The following is a 20,258-nucleotide window of genomic DNA, read 5'->3' as shown; positions in this document are numbered from 1 at the left end:
CGCGCTACATTAATTCCTTTTATTTGCGAATCTAACACTTATATTCCAAAAATAAGAACTCGTTTCTGTTCTAAGATTGTGATAGGATTAACAGTTGAGAGGAGGAGCAGCATGATTGCAGAACAACAAAATATTCTTAAAACCTACTTTGGCTATGAATCGTTTCGCCCTGGTCAAAGCGAGGTAATTGATAAAGTAATGTCTTTAACAAATACACTAGCAGTTATGCCTACCGGTGGAGGAAAATCCATATGCTACCAGGTTCCAGGTTTAGCCCGTGACGGGACTGCCATCATTATATCCCCATTAATTTCACTGATGAAAGATCAGGTTGACTCCCTTCTGGCATTAGGAATCTCTGCTACCTTTATTAATAGTTCCATAACTTCTACTGAGCTGGAAAGACGTATGACTGATATAGCAGCAGGTCGTTATAAATTTGTTTATGTTGCTCCGGAACGATTCGAGTCTTCTGTATTTGTAAATGTCATGAAAAAAATTAAGATTGCATTAGTTGCTTTTGACGAGGCACATTGCATTTCCCAGTGGGGACACGATTTTCGACCGAGCTATCGCTCGATTGTTCCCAATTTGAAGCGACTACGTAATATTCCAGTATTTATGGCTCTCACTGCTACAGCTACAGAAGAAGTCATTACGGATATTCAAGGGTTACTCCAAATCGAGGAACAGCATGTTATTAATACAGGGTTTGCAAGAGACAATCTTGCGTTCCATATTGTAAAGGGGAAAGATCGCACAACCTATATTCGAGCATTCCTTGAAGAAAACCCTGATAAATCAGGTATTATTTATACTGCCACTCGAAAACAAGCTGATACATTATTTGAGCAATTAGAAAAGCGTGATATTCAGGTTGCTAAATATCATGCTGGTATGTCTGAAACGGAAAGAAAGCTCGCTCAAACATCTTTTCTTCACGATGAAAAACCGGTCATGATTGCTACGAATGCCTTTGGTATGGGAATTGATAAATCAAATGTACGGTATGTCATTCATTATGCAATGCCAATGAATATCGAATCCTATTATCAGGAAGCTGGTAGAGCCGGACGTGATGGAGAAGCAAGTGACTGTATCCTACTATTTTCTCCTCAGGACATTCAGTTGCAAAAGTTCCTTATTGAGCAATCATTAATGGATGAAAATGCTAAGCAGCAGGAATACCGAAAGTTGCAATCGATGGTCAATTATTGTCATACACAAGGCTGTTTAAGTAAATTTATTCTAGATTATTTTAAGGACAGGACGAACCAAGAAAATTGTGGTAGTTGTAGCAATTGTGTTGACCATTTAGAGAAAACAGATATTACAGAAGAAGCGCAAATGATTATGTCTTGTGTAAAACGAATGGGTGAACGCTTTGGAGTTAGCATGACAGCTAAAGTTCTAAAAGGCTCCAAGGATAAGAAAATCCAGGAATTCAACCTGCACACACTATCAACTTATGGATTGATGTCTGCTTATACAGAAAAGGAATTAACGGAACGAATTCACTTTTTAGTAGCAGAGCAGTTACTTGCAACAGAGGAAGGCAAATTTCCTACATTAAAATTAAATCAAAACTCCGTAGAAGTGTTAAAGGGAAAGCGTACGGTTGATATGTACACGGCCCCTATTCCAACTGGTGAAGATGACGATTATTATAAGGATCTATTTGAGTCGTTACGTGCATTGCGGAAGGAAATAGCGGATGAGAATAATATTCCACCATATGTCCTATTCTCTGATGCAACGTTAAAAGAATTGAGCCGTTACTTCCCGGATACAAAAGAAGATATGCTACAAATCAAAGGTATTGGTGAGAAAAAATATGACCAATATGGAGAAGTGTTTTTACAAGTCATTCAAAAGTGGCGTACTGAACACCCAGAGGCAAAGACAAGAGTGAAAATATCTGGCTCCCCTGCAGCACCGAAGACAAGAAAAAGTGAGACGGAAGGTCCTAGCCATCTAGAAAGCTATAAGCTTTTTCAAACTGGTAAATCCATTAAGGATATTGCGGTAATTCGAGACATGACGACGATGACGATTGAAAATCATTTGTTCAAGGCATTTCAGGATGGCTACCCAATTGCCTGGAATATCTTTTTTAATGCAGAAGAAGAAACCAAAATAATTGCCGCAAGAGACCAAATCGCTGAACCAAAACTAAAAGCGTTAAAGGAAATATTACCAGAAGAATATGACTATACGAAGATAAAAGCTGTTTTAGTAAAGAATGGATTCATGTAGTTAGGAAGAAGCTGTACGAAAAGTATGGCTTCTTCTTTTGTGTTCGTCCAGTTAGAATATGTTCTCCTGCGCCTTTATAAAGATAATGACGGTAAAGAATAGAACTCGAATACAAATTGATTACAAAGACTTCGAATTTGACGAAGCTATTATGATTTGATACCTTTATTTTACCCAAATAAAGTGTTAAAGTATTATCCACCTTCTCCGCTAAATTTATTTTCATCCAAAATCTTGACTATTGGGAGTATCCATCCCAATCGTAGCTAACATATTGAAATCAAAGCTTCGTATCGAGATTTTAACTTGTCCCTTTCGTGGACGAGTTTTTTTCTGATATAAAAATTTTCTCTACCTGTACCATTCAATTTAAAGATTAATTATATCTGGAAGGGTTGTTCATACTAAAAAAGAGCATGCTGATATTTTCATGCACCAACCCTTTCATTCAGCATCAAAGGAGATTACATACTATGAAAAACGTTATCGTTATTTTAGGATCATTGATTATCGCATTTGCGTTTAATTTTTTTCTCGTTCCCTACCAAATATTAAGTAGTGGGATTAGTGGAATCGCTATCTTACTAGGCTTACTTACACCTTTTGATACAGGTTTATTAAACCTCGTGTTAAATATTCCTTTAATCCTATTGAGCTACTTTAAGCTTGGAAGAGAAATTACGATGAACACACTTCTTTGTGTCGTATCTCTATCCATCTTTTTATATTTTTTGCCAGTTATGGCTGTAACAGATAATGTGTTACTTTCCACTATATTTGGTGGTGTCATTTGTGGTATTGGAATTGGAATTATCCTTAAGTACTCAGGTTCTTCCGGTGGATTAGATATTATCGCTATCATTATTTCGCGAATAAGTAATATTAGTGTTGGTCTACTACTAACTGCCATGAATGGGACGATTGTTCTTATTTCAGGATCGATATTTGATTGGAACATTGCATTGTACACATTACTGTCCATTTATTTATCAGGAAGAATTATTGACAAAATTCATACCAGTCATATTAAATTAACCATGCAGATTGTAACGACTAAAGGAGATTTAATCCGAAAAGAGTTACTGCAATCCATTTATCGCGGCATTACGATAACAGATGGATACGGAGGATATACCTTAGAGAAAAAGCAGATATTAATGATGGTTGTTACGCGCTATGAAACCATGCAAATAAAAAACATTGTCCGCAAATATGACGACAAGGCCTTTATAAATGTTTATGAAACAGTGGAGGTTGACGGTGCGTTCGCAAAGAATTAGTAAGAACTTACACATTGCCAGATAAGGATGCTTATCTGGCATATTAAATGTATTAAGTAGCACGCTCTATGAAAGCAATCATCTACTATTACTTCTCCAAGCGTTTAAAATCTTTCGTTTTCGTAACCGCTATATTATAGTGATTTGCATATTCATTCAAATCCTTATAAATGGTTTTCGGATGAAAGTTAGCAACGCGTAAGTTAAATCCCTCACTCACTTTTATAGTCGCACACTTATGTCCCCAGCCAATTCGCTTGAACTTGATCTGATTAATTTCTTGTGATTCCACTGTTTTTTGATATACCGTCATCGCAAATAAAAAAGTGCGAAAGGTTAGCATGTCTTCCTTTAGGCTTAGCTCAAACCGAAGAAAGATTACTAAAAATGTAAAGATTATGAGTAGTACCTGAAAGATAAAAAATGCTAAATAAAAGTTTCTACCTATTACTGAAACAATCATATATAGATCGATAATCAAAAGAAAAACTAGTGGTCCTCTTTCTGTATTTGCATGATAAGTCAAAAGAAATCCTCCTTCATATTTATCATTTCTTATGTAATACTTGGATAGTAAAACTTTTGGAAGGATGAGCAAAGTTGTTGGAATCTACTATTCTGTTCATACTATTCTTTATCATCATTATGATTCTTGTTAAAAAAGGCGTTCTTTCGATTTCCCAACAAAGAGGCTTTGTATATAAGAAAGGAAATCGGAAAGTATCGCTTTCCTATCAATACTTTAACGGGATACAGGATTCTACGTTTCGATTTACACCAGGTCAAAAAGTAACAATACATTACCACATTACGGTGGAACAAGGTCAATTTATTCTTCTCATTGGTCGTACTTTTTCGAAACAGGAAAATGCCATTTTTGAAGAAAAATACAACTTGAATTCTGAAGGGGAAATTACATTTATTCCAAATGAGCATTCCTATGTAATTAGAATGGAAGGTATCAAAACAAAGGGTGGCTGTCAGATAGAGGTTCACTAAATGAGTAAGCTCCAATCATTCCATTAGTATGTAGAACCATTACCTCCTTCTTCATTATACATGAAATAGACTGAAGTTTTACATAACTCCTTATAAAAAAACTGCTACACAAGCATTGTGCAGCAGTTCGTACATTCATTAATTTCCTTTAACATTTAAAGCCCAAGTACCATTTCGGAATACGGCTTCTGTTGTCCCATCTGCTAGAACACCATCAATATCTAGCTTCTCAGAGCCAATCATGAAGTCAACATGTGTTAAGCTATCATTTACGCCAGACTTATCGAGCTCCTCTTCATTCATCGCAGATCCACCTTTAAGGTTTGTTGGATATGCTTTGCCAAGTGCGATGTGGCAGGAAGCATTTTCATCAAATAACGTATTATAGAAAATTAACCCTGATTGTGAAACTGGTGATTCATGTGGTACAAGTGCAATTTCTCCTAGGCGACTTGCTCCTTCATCTGTTTCCAACAGATGTTTTAATGTATCTTGGCCTTGCTCCGCTTTAAAGTCCACTACTTTACCATCTTTAAACGTTAGAGAGAAATTATCGATTAGACTTCCTCCATAGTTTAATGGTTTTGTGCTTGATACCGTTCCATTCACACCATATTTATGAGGCATGGAGAATACTTCCTCAGTCGGCATGTTTGGATTAAAGGTAATTCCTTTTTCAGATACCGCAGATCCACCCTTCCAAATATGACCTTCTGGAAGCTCCATTTCTAAATCTGTTCCTGGTGCTTTGAAAACTAGCTTTTTATAATTTTTTTCATTTAGAATTTCACGAGCTGTTTTTAGTGTAGCATTATGTTCATCCCATGCAGCTACTGGATCCTCCTGATCCACACGAACAATCTTAATAATTGCTTCCCAAAGACTTGCCATTGCATCTTCACGTGACTTATCAGGGAAGATTTTCTGTGCCCAGTCTCCAGTAGGAATAGATATAATCGACCACGTAATTTTATCGTTCATGGTATATTTACGGAAATTTTTCATTGCTTGAGCTGCTGCTTTATTTGCTTTAGCAACCTTCGTTGGATCAATATCCTTTAATAAGTCTGGATTAGTCGAACGAATCGATAGCACAGCTGCTCCGTCTTCTGCATACGAGTCATGAAGCTTAACCTTCCACTCCGGATAATCAGCAATTACTTCTTCTGGTGCATATTGATATTTTAATAAAGTAAGCTCATCATCCGCCCAGTTAATATGTACATCTTTTGCACCTATTTCATATGCTTTTTTCGCAACAATCTTCGTAAACTCAGCTCCCTCAATGGTGGAGTTTATCATTAGGGCTTGCCCTTTTTGCAAATTAACACCTTTACGAAGAGCTAATTCCGCATATTTTTCTTGAATTTGTTGAGATACCATTTTATAGCCTCCAATAAAAATATTTATTTCGTTACACTTCCGATTAGATATTGTCCCATCTCTCGCTTTGAAAAGGGTCAATTTGTTCAGCAAACATTCCCGAATATAGAATGTCGTTTCACTTTACAGTTATTATTTCACAAAATAACAAAATAGCCAAATAACTTATACTCTTTTATCAATTTGATGTCAATTCTTGTATTTTACACAACGAAAAGGTTATGTTAAAATTATTGTAGGTTACTTTTTGTAAGCTAATGTAACGCTTTCGATGCCATAATAATGAGGTGATCATCATGAGTGAGCTCTGTCCGCGATTTGAAAAAGCAATGCAAATTATAAGTAAGCGATGGGTCGGTTTAATATTGTTTGAAATGCTAACCGGAGCAAAACGTTTTTCTGAAATGGAATCAAACCTACCGATTAGTGGAAGATTACTCTCCGATCGTCTAAAAATGCTTGAAAAAGAAGGCATCGTTGAACGCAAAATATACTCTGAATTCCCAGTTCGTATTGAATATTCTCTTTCGAAAAAGGGCCAGTCACTTCGACCTGTTATTGAAGATATTCAAAAATGGGCGGATGATTGGATAAATCCTGAAGAAGTAAACGAGCATATTACTAATAGCCAATAGAATTTCGCGTGGATCCTATAAATGATCCACGCTTTTATATTAGCGAGTTTTTACCTTTCATATATTCCAATAGTACATAGGCCGCTACTCGACTGGTCATATTGCGAAAATCGATAGTAGGATCAATTTCAACAATATCCATTGCCTTTACAATGTCATATTGCGCAGCCTTATTTATTGCATGTAGTAACGTTGTACTATTCATTCCACCAGGACCTATTGCTGGACAGCCAGGCGCAAACGCTTGGTCCAATACATCCATATCAACGGATAAATAAACAGCATCTACTCGATTACTTAATTTATCTATTTCATTTCTCACGATAGTTGAAATCGCCTGTTCCCTTACATCCTCCATCGTATAGATGGTGATTCCTTGTTCCATCGCATAATCATGATATGCCTTTGCATTCGTAAAATCACGGATACCTATTTGAACGATATTCTCACCTGATACGATTTGATCATCTAATAATCTCCGAAATGGCGTTCCATTTGTTGGACCTCCATCTTTTGTATTTCGTAAATCATGATGTGCATCAAATTGAATGATTCCCACATTAGTATGTGTTTCTTGAAAAGCTTTAATCGCCGAGTAGCTTACTGAATGGTCACCACCTAGTAAAAGCCAGTTTTCGGCTGCAGCCGTTTGAAAGATGTCCGATAGTCCTTCATAAATTCTTTGTTGATTGCCGATAATATCAGTTGGATTCATTATCAGGTCGCCAAAATCAATGATTTCATCTGTTAACTCTATCTGTTTCTCTCCAGAATAATTCGAATAGCTCTGTAATGCTTCTCGAATTGTATTCGGAGCAAATGCTGCTCCCGAATGACTAATGGAAGGCTTTGATAATGGTAACCCTATCATTCCATATCTAGCAGTCTTTCCAGAATTCCATTCTGTTAATAGTTCCTTTGCTTTCGTCGTATAGCGGTCCTTAAAGATAGCTTTTCCAGCAGGACGAAGATGACGAATGTCGGTCATCGAATCGCCTGCCTTTCATAGATTATCTCTCCTGATTTAATAACGGTATTCGTATGATTAACACCATAATGATACGGGATATACTTGTAGTTTGGAGCATCCCAGAGAACAATATCCGCTTTTTTCCCGATTGCAATCATTCCCGCTTCTCCTCCGCGTCCAATAGCGTGTGCGGCATTAATGGTGACCGCATGCCAGATTTCTTCTGGCGACATCTTTAATTTTAAGGCCGCAATAGACATGATGAGCTGCAGGTTTTCCGTCACAGAGCTCCCTGGATTAAAGTCAGTTGAAATAGCAATAGCAGCCCCTGCATCAATCATTTCACGAGCTCTAGCATAATCATCCTTCCCAAGGTAAAAGCTAGTACCTGGTAAAATAACACCTATCGTGTTTGAGTTTGCTAGCTTCTGAATGCCTTCATCAGAGGTTACTGCTAAATGATCACCGCTTATTGCTCCAAGTTCAACAGCTAGCTCCGTCCCACCTAGGGGATCGATTTCATCGGCATGGATTTTCAACCCAAAACCCTTCTCCTTTGCCTTTAGTAGATAGCGTCTGGATTGAACCACTGAAAACACGCCTGTTTCAGTAAAGATATCAATAAATTCTGCTAGATTTTCCTGTTTTATTACATCGAATAGCTCGCTCATATAGTCCAGGAATGCCTCTGGCTCTTCCTTATAGTTTGTCGGTATCGCATGTGCTCCTAAAAAGGTGGATACGATATCAATTGGATGTTGTTTACCTGCTTCTTTCGCAACTCTTAGCTGTTTTAACTCTGTTTCATGGTTTAATCCATAACCACTTTTTGCCTCCACTGTCGTTATACCGTGCATCGCCATTCGATCCAAATGAAATAACGCCTTTTCTAATAAATCCTCCTGTGAGGCCTCTTGTGTAGCGGTTACGGTCGAAAGGATTCCTCCACCCTGCTTTAATATGTCTAAATATGGGACACCCTGTTGCTTTAGAGCCATCTCTTCTTCTCTAGAACCGCCAAAAACTAAATGTGTATGTGGCTCAACTAAACCCGGCGTTACTAGTTTTCCATTTGCATCTATCGTTTGAGAAGCCTTTAAAATCTTAGCTTCCTTCGATGAACCTATCCAGACTACTTGCTCTCCCTTAATACCAACCGCCGCATCATTCCAGACGGTTAATTCGCCCATATCAGCGCCTTTAACTGGGCCCTTTTTATCCATTGGTAATAGCTGACCAATATTAGTAATAAGAATATCTACTTCCATTTCGTTCCCCCCTTATTTTTGCATTGGAATCGTAATATCGTGATCCTTCGCAAAATCTTGTGCCATATCATAGCCTGCATCTGCGTGTCGAATAATTCCCATACCTGGATCAGTCGTGAGAACTCGTTCTAGTCTTTCCTGTGCCAAATCTGTCCCATCCGCAACAGCAACCATTCCAGCATGTAAGGAATACCCAATACCTACTCCTCCCCCATGATGAAACGAAATCCATGATCCTCCTGCTGCAGTATTAATTAAGGCATTTAAGACTGCCCAGTCCCCAACTGCATCACTGCCATCCTTCATCGCCTCGGTTTCCCGATTTGGTGAAGCTACTGAACCACAATCTAAATGATCTCGCCCGATAACAATTGGTGCCTTTAGTTCGCCCTTTCTAACTAGATCATTGATTGCTAGGCCCATTTTCACTCGCTCCCCATAACCAAGCCAGCATATTCTTGATGGAAGCCCTTGAAACGCGACACGCTCCTGTGCCATATCAATCCAGCGATTTAGTGCTTCATTTTCTGGAAAAAGCTCCTTGATCAATTGATCTGTTCGATAAATATCTGCTGGATCTCCTGACAAGGCTGCCCAACGAAACGGGCCCTTTCCTTCACAGAATAACGGACGAATATAGGCTGGAACAAATCCCGGAAAATCAAAGGCATGCTTAATGCCCTCATCCTTTGCAACCTGGCGGATATTGTTTCCGTAATCAAATACAACGGAGCCTCTTTTTTGATACATTAACATGGCATCTACATGCTTAGCCATACTTTGCTTTGTAAGTGTCTTGTATTTTTCTGGATCTGCTTTACGAAGCGCTACTGCTTCTTCAACTGTGTAACCAATTGGAATATACCCATTTAATGGATCATGTGCAGACGTTTGATCTGTTACAATATCAATTTGTACCGTTGCTTGTAACAATTCATAGTGGACCTCTGCTGCATTACCTAATAACGCAATCGATAATGCTCTCCCCTCTTGCTTTGCTTCTTGCGCTAATGTAATTGCCTCATCAACACTCTCGGTCATGACATCGCAATACTTTGTTTTTAGTCGCTTCTCAATTCTACTTCTATCCACCTCTACCGCAATCACGACACCTTCGTTCATGGTAACCGCAAGTGGTTGTGCACCACCCATACCACCTAGTCCAGCTGTTAATGTAATCGTTCCCTTCAGTGAACCACCAAAATGCTTTTTGGCAACAGCTGAGAAGGTTTCATAAGTTCCTTGTAATATCCCCTGTGTACCGATATAAATCCAGCTTCCAGCAGTCATCTGTCCATACATCATCAACCCTTTTTGATCGAGTTCATGAAAATGCTCCCAGTTGGCCCATTTCGGTACCAGTACAGAATTTGCTAAAAGAACCCTCGGTGCATGACGATGCGTTTTGAATACACCAACTGGTTTTCCTGATTGCACTAGCATTGTTTCATCATTTTCAAGGTTTCGAAGTGTATTAACAATTGCTTGAAAAGCATCCCAATTTCGTGCTGCTTTACCAATTCCACCATAAACCACTAAATCTTCCGGATTCTCTGCGACTTCTGGGTCTAAGTTGTTATAAAGCATACGAAGAGCAGCTTCTTGCTCCCAGCCCTTACATTCTAATTCCAATCCTTTCTTAGCACGAATTTGCATATTATTCATATACCTCCACCTCTCTATTTTTTAATTCGACAGAACTATCTCCAGAATTTTTTAACCAAGCTGTTAAGTTTTCTATATCCGTTGCGAAAATCCGATCCTTTCTAATACTTGAAACAATCTTTCTAGCTTGGTCATACCACTTCCGCGTATCTTCAGCCATTTTTTCAATTCCTCTATACTCGACCGCCTGCATAGCGCATATTAATTCTATGGCGATAACACGTCTTGTATTCTGGAGCATCATTAGGGCATGGCGAGCAGCAATTGTTCCCATACTTACATGATCTTCTTGGTTTGCTGAGGATGGGATGGAATCAACACTTGCTGGGTGTGCTAACGTTTTATTTTCCGACACTAGTGAAGCTGCACTATACTGCATAATCATCGCACCTGACTCCAGACCAGGATTTGGACTTAAGAAAGGCGGAAGATCATTTAATTGCGGATTCACAAGACGTTCAATTCTTCTTTCAGAAATATTCGCTAACTCTGCAATTCCTAGCTTTAAAAAGTCCATTGCAAATGCAATTGGTTGTCCATGAAAATTACCACCCGAGATGACTTGATTGGACTCCGAAAAAATTAATGGATTGTCTGTTACAGCATTAATTTCTGTTGTAAGCTTTTCTTCTGCATAGTGAAAGGTCTGCCAGCATGCGCCAAGCACCTGCGGAATACATCGTAACGAATAGGCATCTTGGACACGCAATTCTCCTTGAGAAGTTGTCAGCCTGCTATCTAGAAGCATCTCTCGAATTCTCTCTGCAACAGCCATTTGTTCTACATGGCCACGTACTCTGTGCAAGTTTTGATCAAATGCATCGATAATCCCATTTAGACCTTCTAACGTCATTGCTGCAGTTACTTCACTTTGATACAATAATTTCTTCATCTCTAGATAGCTGATAACGCCAACAGCCGTCATCGCTTGTGTTCCATTAATAAGTGCTAAACCTTCCTTTGCTTTTAATGTAATTGCTTGAAGCCCTTCTTTTTGGAAGGCAATCTGTGTCTCGATACGTTTTCCTTCATAATACACCTCACCCTCTCCAAGCAATACAAGGGCTAAATGTGAAAGTGGCGCTAAGTCTCCACTAGCTCCGAGTGATCCCTGCTCAGGAATAACAGGATGAATTTTAGCATTAATCAGATGTAAAAATTGTTCCACTAATTCTGATCTCACCCCGGAGTAGCCCTGAGCTAATGCATTGGCACGAAGCAATAGCATTGCCCTACTAATCCTTTCATCAAATGGATTACCTACACCACATGCGTGGGAGTGAATTAAATTTAACTGAAGAGATTCTAAATCTGACTCACCTATTAGAACATCACTAAATTTGCCAAACCCTGTATTGATGCCATACATAATTGTTTTATCAGTCAGCATACTTTCCACTGTCTGACGGTTTTGGTCAATCCTATTTTTTTGTAATTCACATAACCCAACTGGTTCGTCGTGATAAACAACCTTCTCTATATCCTCTAATGATAATGAATTACCAGTTAACAGTACCATTTGATACACCTCCAAAGCAGTGCTTTACTAAGATAAAGTGCGCATTGAAAAAGGAGGCTTTGTATAAAACCAAGCCTCCTTGCATATTTTGCTTTTGATTAAAATGCGCGTGAATGATACTCATTCCTGCACCTCTTTTATTTAAATTTTCGTATTATTTACATTGTAAGCGCTTCCTAATAATAATTCAATAGTTTTTCAATATGAAAACAGGTAAGCTTAGAGTAGTATGAAGTAAATAGATACTATTAGAGGGGTGAATCGTGTGTATCAACGGAAAATTGTTTCGGTATGCTTTGGATATATATTCGGTCTTACATCCGCATTAGTTCTTGTATCACTACAGAATCAAGGCGATTTTATCTTATGGAACAGCTTGGGATTTATACTTGAAACTATATGGTTACCATCTCCACTCCTTCTATATGCAATAGTAGCTACACTTCTTTCAGATTTTATTACAAAAAATATGATTGGTAAGGTACGCTCGTTATTTGCCTTCCTTATTCATCTTGTTTTCGGTGTATTGTATGGTATCTTTTTCCCAAGCAACATTTTCTATCACTTATTTTTAGTTGAGATTAATGGGAGCCTATTTGTAGCTCTAATCGTTCTGATTTTCTTTTGGATATTTGATGAGCTCATACGTTTTAAAAAATTCACTTCTAAGACATTACTATTTAGTAGTGGTACGGTCTTATTTTTTATTAGTATCCCTTATTCCACTTTAACAGCAATGGAATTTTTGAAGGAAAAGCAATTGAAGCATGATTATGAAATATTAACTCACTTCAGTAGCAATCCATCTCTCACTCCTATCTATACAATAGGTGAGTTTACCATATCCATTGAGGAAGTAATACCAAAGAATCGGAAACCTTATTTCGATCAATGGGAAAACAAAGTAATACTTGGTGATTTATCTGTTCTTGTTAATGATCAGGAAGTTGCTACTTTATACGAAAACCCTATTCGCACTGAATGGGAAGGTCTTGGACGATATTATGGACAGATTTCTTTCATCTCTTTACATGATAATTCGAAGGACAAAGAACTTTTTATCGTCATGCTAAAAAACACTCCTGAGAAAATTAGCACTTCATCCGCAAAGCTTGAGGATCTTGCGTATTCGTATTATCAATTTGATGAGACTGGTATGAAGGTAACGGAATCATTTAAATTTACCGAGCGGAATCATTATCAAACCTTTCTATTACGGAATAGTACATTATCGCCATACGGACCTTTACACTACTATGGTGACATTAATTATTCACCTGTATTTTTAATCCAATCGCTCATTGGAGTAATACTATTGATATATAATTTTCCTTTTCGCAAACGATATAAATCATAAATAATGCCAACCAATAAAAAAGGCTATCTCAAAAAGGTTTGCATGCCTTTGAGATAGCCTAAATTCTACTCACTCTTTACTCTTTCCCCTTAACTTGACCAGATTCCCAATATTCTACTCCACTAGAATCTTCTAAAATATCTCGAGTAAATACAGGATCTTTTCCAGCTTTTCGCTGATCGCGATAGTCTTTTAATACACGGTGCACAATTTTGTATAGTTTCGTTATGGCATAGAGGTTAATCAATGCCATAATCGCCATTGTTAGATCGGCTAATGCCCAGACGAAGTCGAAGCTAGCAATTGCTCCAAAAGCAACCATTGCTAATACAGCTAACCGATAAACTAACAGCCATCCTGGGCTATCTTTTATATAGCCTATATTACTTTCACCATAATAATAATTTCCTAAGATTGAACTGTAAGCAAATAAGAAGATCGCAATAGCAAGAAAGGCTCCTGCCCAATCGCCAATATGCTGTGTGAAAGCATTTTGAGTGATTTGAATACCATCTAGTTTACTTCCTTCATAGCCTCCAGCTGAAATAATAATGAATGCTGTAGCACTACATATAAGTAATGTGTCAAAAAACACACCAAACGCTTGAATTAAGCCTTGTTTGACAGGATGGGATACTTCTGCAGTTGCTGCTGCGTTAGGCGCACTACCCATACCCGCTTCATTAGAGAATAGACCACGTTTAATCCCCATCATAATTGCTGCACCGAATCCGCCACCTGCTATCTCTCTAATTCCGAAGGCGTTTGCAAATATTAATGAAAAAATATCTGGTATGGAGCCCAAATTTAAGATAACAACATAGAAGGCAATGACAAGATAAAGAATAGCCATAATTGGAACGATTATTTGAGATACATTTGCAATACTCTTAATTCCGCCAAATATTACGGCAGCTGTTAAGACAAGTAAAACAATAGCCACAATACTTCCATCAACTGCAAATTCCCCTTCAAACGCTAAACTAATTGTGTTCGATTGCACGGAATTAAATACCAGTCCATACGTGAAGGTAATGGTGATGGCAAAGATAATACCTAACCACCGGTTCTTTAGCCCCTTCTCCATATAGTACGCAGGGCCACCTCGATATTGCGTTTTCTCTGGCACCTTATACACTTGTGCTAATGTGCTTTCAACAAATCCAGATGCAGCACCAAGCAGGGCAATAATCCACATCCAGAAAACAGCACCAGGACCCCCGATTGCTACTGCAGATGCAACCCCAGCTAGATTTCCAGTACCTACTCTTGAGGCAGCACTTATTGCAAATGCTTGAAAGGATGAGGTTCCTTTTTTCCCAGAGGCATTTATTGCACGCTTATCAAAAATAACACGCAACATTTCTGGGAAGTTCAAAAATTGTACGAAACCTGACCGTATTGTAAAATATAAACCTAAACCAATTAAGACAATAATTAAGACATAAGACCAAAGTACATCATTTGCATAACCTATTATATCTTCTAAGAAACTCACAATTTCTCTCCTTCCAGGAAAAAGATATTCATTCTATTCCTATTAGATAGCATAACCAAATATGAGAGAATCCCTCATAAAAATGAGTTATGATACACTATTCGGTATTTTTTCATAGTTTATTCTGGTTGTAAAATAAAAAGCAGATAATACCTGGGAAAATCCAGCTATTATCTGATTCTGGTTACATATTTCTCTGATTCCAAGGATACTTCGTACCAAATCGAGCGGCAAATTCTTTTGAATTGTTTCTGCGTTCTCTCCGTCTTTCCGCACGAAGTGGCGCACCTTCGTGTAATAATTTCTCTGATTCCGTTTCAGGAAACACCTCTGGTATTGGAACTGGACGCAAGTCTTCATCCACCGCGACAAACGTTAGAAAGGCAGTTGCACAAACTCTCCTGTCACCGGTCAACAAATCCTCTGCAACGGCTTTTACAAACACTTCCATGGAAGTGTTTCTTGTCCATGTGACAAAGGCTTCAATACAAATGGAGTTTCCTTCTTTTACTGGCTCGAGAAAATCCACAGAATCTGTTGATGCTGTTACAACAGCTCTTCTAGCATGACGAACAGCAGCAATTGCAGCGACGTCGTCAATATGCGCCATCAATATACCACCAAATAATGTCCCATGATAGTTTGTATCAGGTGGTAAGACATGTGACGTTTTTACAGCTAATGAACTTGAGCATGGCTTTTTTTCCATTATGATTCCTCCAAATTATTCTTGTTGTATTCTTACCACTCACGTATTGACTGATTCTTTATAGTATTGGCGAAATCAATCTAGATATTGATTCTTTAATCCGAATTCCAAGGGATCTTTTGCTATATAATTTCTTCGTCATCTGAGTGGAATGTTCTATATCATCATGAAAGGCTTCGACTAATCGGTTCGCTAAGCCTTTATCATATAAGAAAGCATTCACTTCAAAATTTAATCGAAAGCTTCGCACATCTATATTTGCAGTACCAACTGAGGCAATGTTACCATCTACGATTATCGTTTTGGAATGTAAAAATCCTTTTTGATAAATATAGACCTCAGCACCTGCTTCAAGCATATCACCAACGTATGATAACGTCGCCCAATAGACAAAAGGATGATCCGGCTTATTTGGAATCATGATTTTGACATCAACTCCAGACAATGCAGCGATACGAATCGCATCCTTTAGACTTTCATCTGGAATAAAGTAAGGCGTCTGAATATATACGTATTTTTTGGCAGACATAATCATCTTAATATAACCGTTTTTGATTTGTTCCCAATCTGAGTCAGGGCCACTAGAAACGATCTGTACGCCAACATTACCACCCGGAACTGAAGTATAATATCGCTCATCGTAAATAATATCATCACGAGATGCTTGATTCCAATCCAAGATAAAGCGCGTTTGCATACTTTGTACCGCTTCACCACAAACCTTTAGGTGCGTATCACGCCAGTATCCAAATTTTTTACTTTTTCCTAAATACTCATCCCCGATATTGAATCCACCAATATAACCTATTTTTCCATCAATAATCGCTAGTTTACGATGATTTCTATAATTAATCTTAAAATTTATCTTTGGGATGCGTGAAGGGAAAAACGCCTCTACCTGTACACCCGCTTTCCGTAGGTTGCGAATATACTTCGGTCTGAGATAACGGGTGCCTAAGTCATCATACAGCACGCGAACCTCCACACCCTCTGCCGCTTTTTTAATAAGCATATTTGCAATTCGTTGCCCCAGTTCATCATGACGAATAATGTAATACAATAAATGAATGTGATCCGTTGCTTTTTCCAAATCCATTAGAAGCGAGTTAAACTTTTCTTCTCCATCGACAAAAATATCCACGTGATTATCTTGCGTGAAAATGGAATCATCATTCCGCAGATGCAAATAATATAAATCCTTATACTCTGCTAAATCATCATGCTTATAGAGGAATTCATCATTTTCTAATGCACGTAATTGCGACTGAACAATTGTTTTGACACCTAGCTTTGCTTTTGCATCCCAAGTAAAAATCCGCTTTCCACTCAGCCTTCTTCCAAATATCAAGTAAAGACAAAATCCAATGACGGGAACGAATAATAATACCATTAACCATGCCCATGTGGCGGATGGATCCTTACGCTCTAGAAATACTATCGATAACCCCAAAGCAATGTTAAAAATGATAAATGCTATTAATAGATAGGGCATAATTTCCATCCCGATTACCCCTTTGTTTTCAATTTACAATCTTCTTCTATTATCGACATTTGTTAACAATCGAACATTTAATAAAATTATTTCACATTATACTATAGCATACTTCCGACAAAATTCGTTTATACAGAACTATTTGCTATACTATACTATAACAAAAGGGTGGTGAAATCATGAGTAAAAATTTATTTTCAATTGTAATAGGTGGTACTGGTATGTTAGAAGGGGTTTGCCATTGGTTAGCGGATGAAGGGTACGACGTGTTTGTCATCCATCGTAACCGTGAAAAGTTTGAAGCAATGCAAAATAGAAGCAGTCACCCAAAAAGAATCCATTCCATTCCGGTTGATTATCACGATGATGATGCCTTGAAACGAAATGTACGAGACACAATAAATCAAGTTGGACATAGTCCTGATTTGATTGTAAGCTGGATTCATAATTCGGCCCCAAATGCGCTATCTCTCATTTTACAAGAAGTAGACTGCCGAGTAGAACCATGGAGATTAATTCATGTTCAAGGTAGCTCATCGTTCTTTGTAAAAGAAAACACGCCTGTACCAAAAGCTTGTGCGTACAGACGTGTCTATTTAGGCTTTGTAATGGAAGAACAAGGGTCTAGATGGCTATCGCATGAAGAAATAGCAACTGGCATTATTAAAGTAATCAAGCATGATTATCAAGAGACCGTAATTGGCACGTTAAAGCCTTGGAGTAAGCGCCCAATTTAATTTATAGTGTATCTAATGCTTGCTCCAAATCTGCCCAAATATCTTGCCATGCTTCCAGTCCAACTGATAATCGTATTAACTGGTCGGTTATTCCCATATCATGCCTGGAAGCCTCCGGTACTACTGCATGTGTCATGGTTGCTGGATGTTCAATCAACGTTTCTGCGTCTCCAAGGGATACAGCTATTTTTAGGAACATTAGATTATTTAGGAAACCTTGGGCATCTGATTTAGTGCCCTTTATTTCAAACGAAATCACACCCCCACCTCGCTTCATCTGCTTTTGCATGATGGCGTAATCCGGATGTATTTCATCATTTGGATAATACACATTCGCTACCTTTGGATGAGCTTTTAGTCGTTTATATATTTCCTCAGCATTGTCACAATGGCGGTCCAATCGAACCGGTAATGTTTTTAATCCCCTTATGAGTAACCAAGCATCAAATGGTGACATCACACCACCATAATCCTTTAGTGTTGTTTTGGCAACCCCATCTAAAAAGTCTTTTTTCCCTACAGCTAACCCTGCAATAACATCACCATGCCCACCGATATACTTTGTGGCACTATGAATAACCACATCACAACCAAGATTCAATGGATTCTGTAGATATGGCGATGCAAACGTATTATCTACCACTACTGGAATGGCATGTTCCTTTGCAACCTCTGCCACCATCTCCAAATCAATTAATTTCATGGTCGGATTAATTGGTGTTTCCACATAGATACAGGTCGTTTCAGGTTTTATTTTTGAGCGTATTTCGTCCTTCGATTCCATACCTGAAAAATCATGTGTAATCTGATACTTTTCTTCCATCAATTTTAATAGTCCATACGTACAACCATAAAGTCCTGAGGAACATAATATATGATCATTTGCCTTCGTTAGCGCTACTAAAATAGCAGAAACTGCAGCCATTCCAGATCCAAATGCAAGGCCTCGTTCCCCATTTTCAAGTGCAGCAATTCTTTCTTCTAATACTGCCACCGTTGGATTACCTAATCTAGAATAAATATACCCATCTTCCTCACCCGCAAATCTTCTTTCTCCTTGCTCTGCAGAGTCAAATGTATAGGTTGAAGTTTGAAACAATGGTGTAGAAAGACTTCCAAGCATATCCTTTGATTGATATCCTTCATGAATAACAGCTGTTTCCATATGCTTATAATTACGTTTCATGTATTTTTCCTCCTATAAAGCGGAATCTATTACTATCATATTCTATTATGCTATTTTTTGAAAGCGTTTTCTTTTTTTTGTTCCTTAAAGCCTTTTTATTGCCTTTTCGATAAAAGCATTCTAAAATGAGTTTATTTCAATCGAATCATCACCGTATACATACAGGAATATCAAATAAAAATTATTATAAATGAGGGTTGGCCATGGAACAGAATAATGAAAGACTTGGCATTATGTATACTGCTGGAGCATATATCATTTGGGGATTTTTGCCGATATATTGGAAGTTAATTAGTGAGGTATCTGCTGGCGAAATTTTAGCATATCGAATTATCTGGTCTTTTCTATTTATGGTTTTTATCGTCCTTTCACTTCGTAAATGGCCTGGCTTTATTCAAGAGCTTAAGCGTATTCTGAAGAATAAAAAGAAATTAATCAGTATTACACTTGCTTCGATTGTTATAAGCTTAAATTGGTTAACCTACATTTGGGCAGTAAATAGTGACCATGTCATTCAAGCAAGTCTTGGCTACTACATCAACCCTTTGGTCAGTATTTTATTAGCGATTATTGTATTAAAGGAAAAGCTCACGAAAAGCCAAACCATTTCCGTCGTCTTAGCAGGTATTGCAGTTTTTTACCTGACGATTAGCTATGGCGTATTTCCCTGGGTATCATTACTGTTAGCAGTCTCATTTGCACTATATGGTTTGTTTAAAAAAGTAGTAGATATCCCCGCCATGTACGGTTTAACAATCGAAACCATGATTATCACGCCCGTAGCACTAGTTTATGTATTGCTGTTACCAGAGGGGACTTTTTCGTTCCAACAGATTACTTCTTTTGAAAGCCTTATGTTAATTGGTGCGGGAATTGTTACTGCAGTCCCATTATTAATGTTTGCCAGTGGAGCGAAAAGAATTCCATTGGCGATGGTTGGGTTCCTACAATATATTGCGCCAACATTAATGCTTATTATTGGTGTATTTCTGTATCACGAGACCTTCTCGACTGAACATATGGTATCGTTTGGATTGATATGGTTAGCACTTCTTATTTATTTGGGATCTGTATATCGGTTCCCCGTTCGAAAAATGAAAACACATGAAAAATAATTTTTAAAAATATATTGACATGTAATTTGAACATAGCTAATATAATACTCAATAAATGAATAGTTAGTCTCTTATCAAGAGCGGTGGAGGGAATAGGCCCTATGAAGCCCGGCAACCTTAGGTGAAAGTTTTACTTTCCTTAAAAGGTGCTAAATCCTACAGGTCACAAGATCTGGAAGATAAGAGGAG

The 20,258-nt window shown here is 38.0% G+C and carries 18 protein-coding genes and 1 riboswitch; of the genes, 7 read left to right on the top strand and 11 right to left on the bottom strand.

Going from position 1 to position 20,258, the window contains the following annotated elements; translation table 11 throughout:
- Window positions 1-111: 111 nt before the first annotated feature.
- Together recQ and ABC228_RS08480 are read left to right on the top strand one after the other, a co-directional pair.
- Window positions 112-2,256: a DNA helicase RecQ gene (recQ, locus tag ABC228_RS08485; protein ID WP_345824685.1), complete on the top strand. Its 2,145-nt coding sequence runs from the start codon at window positions 112-114 to the stop codon at window positions 2,254-2,256.
- Between the two features lie 473 nt (window positions 2,257-2,729).
- Window positions 2,730-3,536: a YitT family protein gene (locus ABC228_RS08480; protein WP_345824684.1), complete on the top strand. Its 807-nt coding sequence runs from the start codon at window positions 2,730-2,732 to the stop codon at window positions 3,534-3,536.
- An 88-nt stretch (window positions 3,537-3,624) separates the two neighbouring features.
- Here ABC228_RS08480 and ABC228_RS08475 read toward each other — a convergent pair whose 3' ends face one another.
- Window positions 3,625-4,062 (bottom strand): hypothetical protein, encoded by a 438-nt coding sequence (locus ABC228_RS08475; RefSeq protein WP_345824683.1) that lies wholly within the window; start codon window positions 4,060-4,062, stop codon window positions 3,625-3,627.
- Window positions 4,063-4,136: 74 nt separating this feature from the next.
- Here ABC228_RS08475 and ABC228_RS08470 point away from each other — a divergent pair, with 74 nt between their 5' ends.
- Window positions 4,137-4,535 (top strand): hypothetical protein, encoded by a 399-nt coding sequence (locus ABC228_RS08470; protein WP_345824682.1) that lies wholly within the window; start codon window positions 4,137-4,139, stop codon window positions 4,533-4,535.
- A 138-nt stretch (window positions 4,536-4,673) separates the two neighbouring features.
- Here ABC228_RS08470 and ABC228_RS08465 read toward each other — a convergent pair whose 3' ends face one another.
- Complete coding sequence (locus tag ABC228_RS08465) at window positions 4,674-5,918, bottom strand: aminopeptidase (protein WP_345824681.1); 1,245 nt, start codon at window positions 5,916-5,918, stop codon at window positions 4,674-4,676.
- 296 nt (window positions 5,919-6,214) lie between these two features.
- On the opposite strand from ABC228_RS08465, the gene ABC228_RS08460 reads away from it, so the two are divergent.
- Window positions 6,215-6,553: a winged helix-turn-helix transcriptional regulator gene (locus ABC228_RS08460; RefSeq protein WP_345824680.1), complete on the top strand. Its 339-nt coding sequence runs from the start codon at window positions 6,215-6,217 to the stop codon at window positions 6,551-6,553.
- Window positions 6,554-6,587: 34 nt separating this feature from the next.
- Here the strand turns inward: ABC228_RS08460 and hutG are convergent, their stop codons facing one another.
- From hutG to ABC228_RS08435, 5 genes are read right to left on the bottom strand one after another with little or no spacing between them, the layout of a single operon-like run.
- A complete protein-coding gene (gene hutG / locus ABC228_RS08455) occupies window positions 6,588-7,541 on the bottom strand; it encodes a formimidoylglutamase (protein WP_345824679.1) in 954 nt (317 codons plus the stop codon).
- Window positions 7,538-8,791 carry an imidazolonepropionase gene (gene hutI, locus ABC228_RS08450; protein ID WP_345824678.1) on the bottom strand — a complete coding sequence of 418 codons (1,254 nt, stop codon included), beginning with the start codon at window positions 8,789-8,791 and terminating at the stop codon, window positions 7,538-7,540. The genes hutG and hutI overlap by 4 nt, the downstream gene beginning before the upstream one ends.
- A gap of 12 nt (window positions 8,792-8,803) precedes the next feature.
- Window positions 8,804-10,456, bottom strand: a complete 1,653-nt coding sequence (gene hutU / locus ABC228_RS08445; protein ID WP_345824677.1) for a urocanate hydratase — start codon at window positions 10,454-10,456, stop codon at window positions 8,804-8,806.
- A complete protein-coding gene (gene hutH / locus ABC228_RS08440) occupies window positions 10,449-11,975 on the bottom strand; it encodes a histidine ammonia-lyase (protein ID WP_345824676.1) in 1,527 nt (508 codons plus the stop codon). Before hutH ends, hutU begins: the two co-directional genes overlap by 8 nt.
- On the bottom strand, window positions 11,956-12,099 hold the full coding sequence (locus tag ABC228_RS08435; RefSeq protein WP_345824675.1) for a hypothetical protein: 144 nt from the start codon (window positions 12,097-12,099) through the stop codon (window positions 11,956-11,958). The genes hutH and ABC228_RS08435 overlap by 20 nt, the downstream gene beginning before the upstream one ends.
- Window positions 12,100-12,240: 141 nt before the next feature.
- On the opposite strand from ABC228_RS08435, the gene ABC228_RS08430 reads away from it, so the two are divergent.
- Complete coding sequence (locus ABC228_RS08430) at window positions 12,241-13,332, top strand: hypothetical protein (protein ID WP_345824674.1); 1,092 nt, start codon at window positions 12,241-12,243, stop codon at window positions 13,330-13,332.
- Window positions 13,333-13,408: 76 nt separating this feature from the next.
- Here the strand turns inward: ABC228_RS08430 and ABC228_RS08425 are convergent, their stop codons facing one another.
- From ABC228_RS08425 to cls, 3 genes are all read right to left on the bottom strand, one after another.
- A complete protein-coding gene (locus tag ABC228_RS08425; RefSeq protein ID WP_345824673.1) occupies window positions 13,409-14,830 on the bottom strand; it encodes an alanine/glycine:cation symporter family protein in 1,422 nt (473 codons plus the stop codon).
- 184 nt (window positions 14,831-15,014) lie between these two features.
- The gene (locus ABC228_RS08420; protein WP_345824672.1) at window positions 15,015-15,539 is read right to left on the bottom strand and encodes an acyl-CoA thioesterase; all 525 of its coding nucleotides are present in this window, start codon (window positions 15,537-15,539) and stop codon (window positions 15,015-15,017) included.
- A gap of 58 nt (window positions 15,540-15,597) precedes the next feature.
- Window positions 15,598-17,040 carry a cardiolipin synthase gene (gene cls, locus ABC228_RS08415; protein WP_345824671.1) on the bottom strand — a complete coding sequence of 481 codons (1,443 nt, stop codon included), beginning with the start codon at window positions 17,038-17,040 and terminating at the stop codon, window positions 15,598-15,600.
- Window positions 17,041-17,210: 170 nt separating this feature from the next.
- Between cls and ABC228_RS08410 the strand changes: the two genes are divergently transcribed.
- Window positions 17,211-17,768, top strand: a complete 558-nt coding sequence (locus ABC228_RS08410) for a short-chain dehydrogenase (RefSeq protein WP_345824670.1) — start codon at window positions 17,211-17,213, stop codon at window positions 17,766-17,768.
- Between the two features lies 1 nt (window position 17,769).
- Here ABC228_RS08410 and megL read toward each other — a convergent pair whose 3' ends face one another.
- Entirely contained in the window at window positions 17,770-18,954 is a 1,185-nt protein-coding gene (gene megL / locus ABC228_RS08405) for a methionine gamma-lyase (protein ID WP_345824669.1), read from the bottom strand.
- Window positions 18,955-19,157: 203 nt separating this feature from the next.
- On the opposite strand from megL, the gene rarD reads away from it, so the two are divergent.
- Window positions 19,158-20,069 carry an EamA family transporter RarD gene (gene rarD / locus ABC228_RS08400; RefSeq protein WP_345824668.1) on the top strand — a complete coding sequence of 304 codons (912 nt, stop codon included), beginning with the start codon at window positions 19,158-19,160 and terminating at the stop codon, window positions 20,067-20,069.
- A 68-nt stretch (window positions 20,070-20,137) separates the two neighbouring features.
- Window positions 20,138-20,255: riboswitch (SAM riboswitch) on the top strand.
- The last annotated feature ends 3 nt before the right edge of the window (window positions 20,256-20,258 follow it).

The sequence above is a fragment of the Ornithinibacillus xuwenensis genome (genome assembly GCF_039614845.1).
In the GTDB taxonomy this organism is placed as follows: Bacteria; Bacillota; Bacilli; order Bacillales; family Amphibacillaceae; genus Ornithinibacillus; species Ornithinibacillus xuwenensis.
Note: the sequence above shows the minus strand (reverse complement) of the source record. Positions and strands in the feature narration are given on the sequence as shown.